The following is an 8,360-nucleotide window of genomic DNA, read 5'->3' as shown; positions in this document are numbered from 1 at the left end:
CCGATAAGGGATACTTATCGGCGGCCAGGCGTGGCCTGGAGCATTCTATCCAGTGGCGAACCCGAACCCCGAACTAGCTTTCGCTTAGCAAATCATTTACCATAAGATCAATGGCTTACAATCTATCCAAATTGCCCATCCCAACCCTGCTGAAACCCGTCGCCGACGCGGGCTGTGGATTTTAGCTCCCGATTTCAATTGAAGCGCTAAGCGAAAAATTTGCACTTAGTTTTGAGCTTGCGGTTTCAACACAGAGGAGGGAAGGGCGTCTATCCGGTTGATATCACTATGGATGCGCCAGTGATTTACCACCGCGGATCCGGCCATTCCGCATTTTCCCATGCAGCGAATCCTGCCGGGGAGACCAGGTTCTTCTCGCCGTTCTTCAATCGCATAGAGTAGAAGCTGTCATACATCGGATCGAAGCTTGAAAGGAGCTGCGCAAAGCCGGATTTCCGTTGGGCCTTCGTCCATGAGCAGAAGATTCCCCCGCGGCTGTCGATCATGTCGAATACTTCAGGCTGTGCTGGATCAAGGCGCTGCCAGAGACCAATGATGTGCTCAGCCTGTGCACCAAAATCCTCGCGCAGCGCATCTTCGATGACTGCTTCCAGAGCGTAAGAGATAGCTTGGGTCTTGGCCGTATGGCTGAGGAACGCGAGGGATTGTCTCAACAGCCTCTGCTGCAGCAGAAGAACTGGCCAGAGAATCTGGACACCGTATCGAACACCGATTTCTTCAAAATGCTTTGGCGGCTGGATAACCTCACGTTGCCGCTCAAAGGCTTTGCGCACATCGTAGGCCAGGCCCAGAAACGAGCCTTCCTTGTCGATGACAATCGGGGAGCGGTCATTCACATCATGCACCACCTCATGCAGCCAGGTCAGGGATGTGTGGTCTCCGACGAGCAGTATGCCAGCGTGGTTTTTGAGCAAACTGTAGGAGAGCATTCAGACTAATCCTTTCCGTCGACGAAGAGGGCTGATCACGCCGTCCAGGGGTCGATGATATCTATTCCGAAGCCTTCGAAATCCTTGGTGTTGCGCGTCGCAATGGTCAATTGGTGAGCGACGGCTGTAGCGGCAATCAAGCCGTCCATAGAGGCCAGCCCGCGACCACTTCGCTTGGCGAGCGCCATGAGATCACCCCAAGCCAAAGCGACAGGCCCTTCCACTGGAATAATCCGATTTTCGAAGCGTTGAGGCAGATCATGCTCGAGCCACTCGCCCAGGGCGTCGCGTTTCCGTCCGCTATCCATCAGAGCGACACCGCGGCGAATTTCAGCAATCGATACGATGCTGATAAACGTGCGGTCTTCGTCTAACCCGTGGAGCCACTTCAGGACGCTCTCATCGGGGCGAGGTTTTGTAACTTCCGACAGAACGTTCGTGTCGAGGAGTAGTCTCATAGGAACAAGTCGCGCGGCTCGTCGTGTTGTCGCTCAATATCCAGATCGGCGCCACGCAGAGGCGATGCCAATAGAAACTCGGCGAGTGATCCCCGGCGCGCAGTCTTCTTCTGCCATTCTTCTGCAGAAACAACGACCACGCTCGGCTTTCCGTTGCGTGTAATCGTCTGAGGTGCCAATTGCGCGCGCTCCATGACCTCCGAGAGCCTTGCCTTCGCGCCAGCGACCGTCCAGCTCATATCGTCGTGCGTTGATATTTGCATCGCTTCACCTCTAACCATAATGACTATAGTAACTATAATGCGTCAGCGGTCTTTCTGCAAGCGCTTGAACGGTAGGGGAGGGGAGGGGATAGCTAGAGCCCTGACGCCTTGGTCAAATTCACGCGGAAGCGGTCCCGTCGCCGTTGATATCTGCGGGTCATCTCCGCAGACGCGTGCCCCAGCTGTTTCTGGACGTAGCGCTCGTCGACCTCGGCAGAGGAAGCGAGGCCAGCACGAAGGGAATGACCGGAGAACTTGAGAGCGCGCTCAATCTCGCTGAGATCGCCGCGCACCCCGGCCGCCATCGCCGCCCGCTTCACCAGCCGGGCTACCTCCTTGTCGTTCAGCCGCTCCGACCCGACAGCTTTCCCTTGCCTCGTCACCCGGCGAAAAAGGGGCCCATGAGCCAGCTTAGCGAACTTGACCCAAGTCTCGACTGCCGCGATCGGGCAGGTAATGTCTGAAGAACCGCGGCCAATCTCGACTTCCCGCCATCCCGTTTTGCCGCGCAGGGTGACGAGCATTCCCTTGTCGAGGATTTCGATCCAGCCGCGTCCATCTTCGGTCTGGTCAGCCTTCAGATCAAGACCGACGATTTCGGAGCGGCGAAGACCTCCTGCAAAGCCGATGAGCAGCATGGCACGGTCGCGCAGGCCGCGCAGAGAGCCGCGATCAAGCGTCTCGATCATGGCGATGATATCTTCGGCCATGACCGCCTCCTTCTGGACGGGTGGCCTGGCATGGCTGTTGCGAATCCCGGCCATAACGGTTGCGATGTGCCGGTCCCTGCGATCGAGAGTCAGGCCGCGCTGGGCATAGTTCCAGGAGAGCGAGGAAAGGCGGCGCTCGATCGTGGAAACAGAATTGGCCTTGGCTCCTCTTTCGGCCGTGCCGGAGGCGCAGGCGGTGATATAGAGCCCGACGGTTTGCGGGTGTGGCGGGAGCGGAGCCAGATTGGACCGCCGGCACCAGGCGGCGAAGTGTTTCCAGTCTGAGGCATAGGCCTTGCGGGTATTGGCGGAGCTTGCCGCTTCCACATAGCCGCGGGCACGCTCGGCAAGACTTGTGAGATGCGCTGGTGGATGGTCCTTGCCGGCAGGCGAGGGGAGGGCAGTGTTCTCGCTCGACACCTCCGGCGCGGAAACATCACGCCCAGGCGCCATGCTGAGAGACGGCGCTAAGGTCTCATTGATGTGAATTTCGGTATTTTGCTCGATTATCTGGGCCATTTGTCTATAATGACAATAACGTCCGATAATGCAAGATTATCGGACATAATTATATGCGGACAGGCTGTGCGGTTGATTGTGAAATAGGTGGTAGAAACTGCGCGCCTCGGCTATGCTTGACGGCATGGATTCGCGCCTTCCCCCACCTTTCGCCGCCCCGGTTCTCCCAGCGACCGTGTCTCCCCTACCGGCTTGGGCGAACGGGCGCGCGCGCGATTCAAGCGAAGGGGACGCCGCCTTTGCCGCTGGCATTGCTCTGAAATCGCTCGACGATTTGGTTCGCGCCGACCTGCCGTGGGCGGGCTGCTGGCGCCAGCGCCTGGCGCTTAGGGCCTCGCATTCGGCCGTGCAGCTGATTGGCCGCAACGAAGGCGAGGCGGGCTTGCGCGATGTGGTGCTGCTCACCGCGCCTGGCAACGATCCCGGGCCGGCCGGAGCTATGTATTTGGCATTCCAGAAACTGGCGGCAAAGAAGCGGCCGATCAGCAGCAAAGTTCTGGAGGAGGTAGCGGCGCTGATGGGGATGCGTCGCGAGGGCCTGAGCGAAATTGCCGATTTATTTGACGGCGCGCTTCAGTCCGGTCGTGCTGTGCCCTTCGTCGTCGCCGACCTTGTCACCAACATCTGCGCCGCCCGGCCAGATGCCGAAATTTTGGCCTGGTGGCTGGCCGACCGCCTGCTCGCGGAAAAACTCGCCTGGGCGTGTGGCGTGCCGCTCACGATGGGTGAGCGTTATGGCGCAGCGTTCAAGACGATCGGGGGCCGCGGACGGGTGCGGCCCGGGGAGCCCGCTTTCCCGCGGACGGTGTGCCTGGCGCTCGTGTCCGCCACGGTCGAGGCCTTGCGGCAGGCCAATGACATTGGCCGGCGTGCCGAGACATTGTTGGCGGTGGCGCCGAAGGTGCGAACCAAAGGCGCCGGCGTCGTCATCGAAAAGCTGCTCAACGAGGATGCCATGCCCGCCTCCGCGCCCGGCAGCCATCTCTCCCGCTGGGCGGCGACGCGATTGTTCGAGCGGCTGGAAAGTTTTGGCGCGGTGCGTGAACTGTCCGGCCGAACTTCGTTCCGGATTTTTGGGTTGTGACGATGGCGGGATCAAGCGCAACACGACGGAAGTCACGGCCGCAGGACGAAGTGTTGCTCGATCGCGAGCTCGAAGATCTGCCGCCGGAGCTGCGCTGGCGCGAATGGATGCTGCGGGTGGAAGCAGTGATCTTTGCCGCCGCCGAGCCGGTCAGCCGTGAGATTTTGGCGCGCGTGGTCGGTTGCGGCTGCAGCATCGATCTCATCATCGATGATTTGCGCGAGGATCTGCGGTCACGTCCCTATGACATCGTTGCGGTCGCCGGGGGCTGGCAGCATCGAAGCCGTTCGGCTTACGCGTCTGCGATCCGTGCCTCGCAGGCGCCAACGCGTAGCGTCGCCGCGTCGCTGTCCGAAAACGAGGCTGCGGTGCTGGCGGCGATCGCATACTTGCAGCCGGTGACCCGCGGCGAGTTGTCCAACATGTTCGGCAAGGAGATAAGCCGCGACACGATTGCCGGCCTTCGCGATGCCGGGTTTCTCAGCTCCGGCCCGCGCAGCCCGACACCCGGCGCGCCCTACACCTATGTGACGACGAAGCATTTCCTGTCGGCGTTCGGCCTTGAGACACTGCGTGACCTGCCCGATCTGGAGGGGCTCGAGGACGCCGGGCTGCTCAGCCGGCAGGCGCTCAAGGAAACCGCGCTTGGGCTGGCTGAGAGCGACGTACTGGAGGAGTGACGATTTAGGTCCTGTGCGGCTTCTTTAGGTTCCAATCATCTCCTGCACCCGGCGACGGCCGGGACCTGGGTTCATTCTGGCATAGGCGCCTAGCAGGTCCGGAAGCTTTATAGTCGGCTCCTTGCCTTTCGAGACATTCGGCCGTCCTCTGCTTCGCCTGAGAGCGTTCGCCAGAAGCTCGATCCAGGCGGGGTGATCACACGGCGGCGGAATCAGGCGTCTCAGACGGCGTGCTTTGCGTTCCTCATCCTCGGCGTCATCCACCGGCCCTTCACTGGGGCAATTGAGAAGTTCGGCGCAGTAAGCCCTTGCCGCTGTCGACAGACTGGTGAGGATCATCGCCGAGTAGTATCCGCCTGCACTGGGCAAGCTCAAGAGCCGACGGATAAGCATGGGTCCTGATGGGGAGTGGGCGATTGCTTCCAGGCTGCATACATTGTCGATGCATCGGTCGAACGTTCTCGTCATTGGACTGAGGTAAGGGATTGGTGCGCGGCGTAAGTCGTAGCCGCACGCAGCACAAGAATGTTGCGGCACGAATTCGCTCTGGTCAAAGACTGCAATGGAGCTGTTGCAGGACGGACATCGATCGCGCAATCGACAGCCATGCTCTGTGCAAGAAACCCGTGTCGCCAGCCGCCATCGACGCCGGAAATAGGGTTGCGCATCCTCGCTCAAACAACGGCAGCAGAACTGCAGCCACGTAGAACTGTCGCGTTGCCCGTTGTAGCGTAGCGGCAGCAAGAGCTGTTTGGGCAGATCCTGCGACAATGTCATCGCCGCGAGCTGATCGGGCGCGACGCCCGTTTTGGCATACAGCAGGTTTGCTATGTCGGCCGGCAGCCTCAGATCGAGGGCGGCCGACCACATTCCCGGATTAAGTCCGAGCACGCGCGCGAATGCTTTCGGGGCTACCCCATTGGCATAGGCAAGCCGGTGCAACCAGCTTGATAGCAATTCGTCTGGCTGCGGCATCACGGTGACCGGCCACAGGTCAGAAACCACGTCACCATATCGTTCGCGAATGCTGATTGCCGGCGTGCGCGCGTCGGCCGTCATCATAGAAGGCTCTCGCGCAAGGCCCTGCTGCGCCGCTGCGAGACCGGCACATGGTGCAGTTCGTCGATTCCGGCCTTGGTGATGCGTTCGCTCCCGGATCTGATCGCCGCGACAGCTGCCTTGGTGACGATGGTGACGATTTCACCGATCAGGCCTTCCGACAGGCTGAATATTATCCGGGCCAACGGTTCGGTCGACAAATCCGAGCTTTTGGCCAGCGGCAAAGCGGCTTCGAGACTGTCGAGCAGCATGAGATAGTTCTCGTCATATTGCCAGCGTGGAACTGCGACCAGGTCGAAGCGGCTCGCCATCTCGCTGGTGGCGTTGATAAAATCGCAGACGGCCACCTCGCCAATCAGCACCGGCGAGATGTCATACTGGCGGCCAATCCGCCGCAGGAAAGCAAATACGGCTTCGACGTCGCGCGCACGGCCCCGCAACGCATTGTGGAACTCGTCGAAAATCAGCACCCTCGGCCTGACGCTGGCCAACAAGTGATCGAGTTGCTCGGCCTTGCGGCCGAGGTTCCACATATCGGCGCCGGGCGCCCGCAGCGCCTGGAGAATGCTGGCATAGAAATGGCCAAGGCCGGCGCCTTCGCGTGTCTGGGCTATCCATACCCTTTGCTTGGGCGAGGTTCTCAGGTGCTCGACGGCGAACCGCTCGGCAATCATCGTCTTACCGTTGGCGTAGGGGCCGACCAACATCAGCCCCTGGGTTCGCAAAGACGCAGGCCGTAACAGAAGCTCGGCAAGTCGCCGATGGCTATCCTGGGCGGCATGATGCCCTATCCACCGTGGCGCGCGGATATAGGCGATCCTTTCCTCCTGATCACGGTCAAGATACGGTCGGACGTGCTCGAGCAAATGATCCACTATTGCTACCAGTCCTCCACCGGCAAGCGGCTCTTCTGGCGCGGGGGATGCTCGGCGGGAGGAGGCGTCCGCGGTTGCATGACTGCATAAGACTTCTCCGCCGCAGCGGCATGGGCCTTGCGGACAGCATCACGCAACTGGCGCCTGGAGGGTTTCGCCGATTGCACAATGGCTGCGATCTCGCGGCGGAGCGCCACCTTCTCAGTGCTTGAGCGGTGGTTTGCCGCACGCCGACGGGTGCGTTCCGCCTCATGCTCCCACAGCGTCACTGACGTCAGTTGGCCGTCGCGTCGCTCGACCGGCCGAAACTGTCTTGTTTCCGGGTCGCGGATGTAAACATGGCTGATGTCACGGGGGTCGTATCGCACCTCAAGCTTTCCGAGCCGGTCACGTTCGGGAACGACGGCGCTCAGCCACGGCGAATAATAGTGCATGGCGAACATGCTGATCCCTTGCGGTGACAATTGCCTTTCCGTCCCCGGCAAGAACGACAACAGCACGCGCTGCGGGTCATCGTCGAAACGAGGCAGGGCGGTTGCGTTGCGCTGCCATTCCGTCATGGGGACATTCAGGGTCTTGGAATTTTCCTGCAGGTTGTGATCGATCACGGCCAGCGCAACGCAACGCTCCAGATCGGCGAAGCTCACGCAGGCGCGCCGCTCGGATGGATATTCGTCGCGGTGGGCCACCGAACGGCCCGAAGAGCCCGGGTAGGTTGCGAGGACGGCGTTGAGCTTTCCCAGCAGCCGTTCAACCACGCCGCCTTGATGGACCCGGCCGCGATCGCGATACCGGATCCTGATCCCATAATCATCACATCCTCGCTGGAAGGCATGTCCCTTGAATTCCATCGCCGAGTCCGTGACGAGCAACTGCGGCCGACCGAACATCGGCCAGGCGTGATTGAGATTGCGCGCTGCAAGCCATGTATCTTTCGGGCACATGGCTTGGGCGAGACAAAGCGCAACGGACAGAACCGACGGCTTTTCCAAGGTGAGGCAGAAGCCGACGATGGATCGTGTCGCCACGTCGGTGATAACAGTCAAATATGGGCGGCCGACGAACACACCGGCACCATCGACCACCTCCACGAAATGGATATCAGTCGGCGTATGGTCGATTTGGCAGACGGCGAGCGGGTGTGGCGCATGGATATAGCCGGGACGCGGCTTCAGCCGCAGCAAGTGCTTTGGATTGGCCGATCGCTTCTTCGCGATCTCTTCAGGCGAAAACAACATCGGGATGCGCCGAGCGACCGTCACATATGAGGGAACGGCAAGACCGGCTTCCTCGCACCGCGCGCGGATCTCGTCGACCACGGGAGCAAGTGGGGTCGGCTCAAGCGTCAGCCACTTCTCGCGAAGTGTGGCCGCGATGATCGCCTCCACCTGTTCCGGCAGCCGCTTGCGCCGACTGACAGCGGTGCGAGGAAGCAAGCTGGTCACAGTGCGATCGGCTCGGTAACGGGCCAGGAGATTATAGATTTGCCGGGTGGTGAGCCGCAGTTCAGCCGCCGCGCGTTTGATGGCAGCATGTTTCGGATTGCCGCCATCCAGGATTTTGTCCAGCTCGCGGGCCATTCGACGCGCCATCGACCAGTGCTCGTCCAAGACCGGGCGCGCCGCCGGCGAGCTTCGATCGTGAAATCGCTTTGGCAAAGGGCCTCGCTGAAATCATTAGCTGAAAATCGTCTCCAGTTTAGCGCCAGAACCCAACTGGCGTATGACATTCCCCGGATTGAAATCTGGAAGTAAAAGCCACA

General features: G+C 60.6%; 9 protein-coding genes. 2 read left to right on the top strand and 7 right to left on the bottom strand.

Going from position 1 to position 8,360, the window contains the following annotated elements; translation table 11 throughout:
• Positions 1–305: 305 nt before the first annotated feature.
• The 4 genes from J5N58_RS25720 to J5N58_RS25705 all read right to left on the bottom strand — a co-directional run bounded on the left by J5N58_RS25720 (position 306) and on the right by J5N58_RS25705 (position 2,900).
• Positions 306–950 carry a DUF6904 family protein gene (locus tag J5N58_RS25720; RefSeq protein WP_191192761.1) on the bottom strand — a complete coding sequence of 215 codons (645 nt, stop codon included), beginning with the start codon at positions 948–950 and terminating at the stop codon, positions 306–308.
• Between the two features lie 35 nt (positions 951–985).
• Positions 986–1,408 carry a type II toxin-antitoxin system VapC family toxin gene (locus J5N58_RS25715; protein ID WP_191192762.1) on the bottom strand — a complete coding sequence of 141 codons (423 nt, stop codon included), beginning with the start codon at positions 1,406–1,408 and terminating at the stop codon, positions 986–988.
• A complete protein-coding gene (locus J5N58_RS25710) occupies positions 1,405–1,671 on the bottom strand; it encodes a type II toxin-antitoxin system Phd/YefM family antitoxin (RefSeq protein ID WP_191192763.1) in 267 nt (88 codons plus the stop codon). The genes J5N58_RS25715 and J5N58_RS25710 overlap by 4 nt, the downstream gene beginning before the upstream one ends.
• Before the next feature lie 92 nt (positions 1,672–1,763).
• Entirely contained in the window at positions 1,764–2,900 is a 1,137-nt protein-coding gene (locus J5N58_RS25705) for a site-specific integrase (RefSeq protein ID WP_191192764.1), read from the bottom strand.
• A gap of 124 nt (positions 2,901–3,024) precedes the next feature.
• Here J5N58_RS25705 and J5N58_RS25700 point away from each other — a divergent pair, with 124 nt between their 5' ends.
• Together J5N58_RS25700 and scpB are read left to right on the top strand one after the other, a co-directional pair.
• Positions 3,025–3,984, top strand: coding sequence for a DUF1403 family protein (locus J5N58_RS25700; RefSeq protein WP_035243841.1), 960 nt, complete (start codon positions 3,025–3,027; stop codon positions 3,982–3,984).
• 2 nt (positions 3,985–3,986) lie between these two features.
• On the top strand, positions 3,987–4,664 hold the full coding sequence (scpB, locus tag J5N58_RS25695) for an SMC-Scp complex subunit ScpB (RefSeq protein WP_051032483.1): 678 nt from the start codon (positions 3,987–3,989) through the stop codon (positions 4,662–4,664).
• Between the two features lie 24 nt (positions 4,665–4,688).
• On the opposite strand, the gene J5N58_RS25690 is transcribed toward scpB, so the two are convergent.
• Genes J5N58_RS25690 through J5N58_RS25680 form a run of 3 tightly spaced genes read right to left on the bottom strand, consistent with a single transcriptional unit; the run spans position 4,689 to position 8,178 of the window.
• The gene (locus J5N58_RS25690; protein WP_003501672.1) at positions 4,689–5,726 is read right to left on the bottom strand and encodes a TniQ family protein; all 1,038 of its coding nucleotides are present in this window, start codon (positions 5,724–5,726) and stop codon (positions 4,689–4,691) included.
• Complete coding sequence (locus J5N58_RS25685) at positions 5,723–6,601, bottom strand: TniB family NTP-binding protein (protein WP_035243718.1); 879 nt, start codon at positions 6,599–6,601, stop codon at positions 5,723–5,725. Before J5N58_RS25685 ends, J5N58_RS25690 begins: the two co-directional genes overlap by 4 nt.
• Positions 6,602–6,603: 2 nt before the next feature.
• Positions 6,604–8,178, bottom strand: a complete 1,575-nt coding sequence (locus tag J5N58_RS25680; RefSeq protein ID WP_225245755.1) for a Mu transposase C-terminal domain-containing protein — start codon at positions 8,176–8,178, stop codon at positions 6,604–6,606.
• Between the last annotated feature and the right edge of the window lie 182 nt (positions 8,179–8,360).

The sequence above is a fragment of the Paenirhizobium cremeum genome (assembly GCF_022884085.1).
GTDB classification, from domain to species: domain Bacteria; phylum Pseudomonadota; class Alphaproteobacteria; order Rhizobiales; family Rhizobiaceae; genus Allorhizobium; species Allorhizobium cremeum.
The sequence above is the reverse complement of the archived record's forward strand: the minus strand, read 5'-3'. Positions and strand labels throughout refer to the sequence as shown.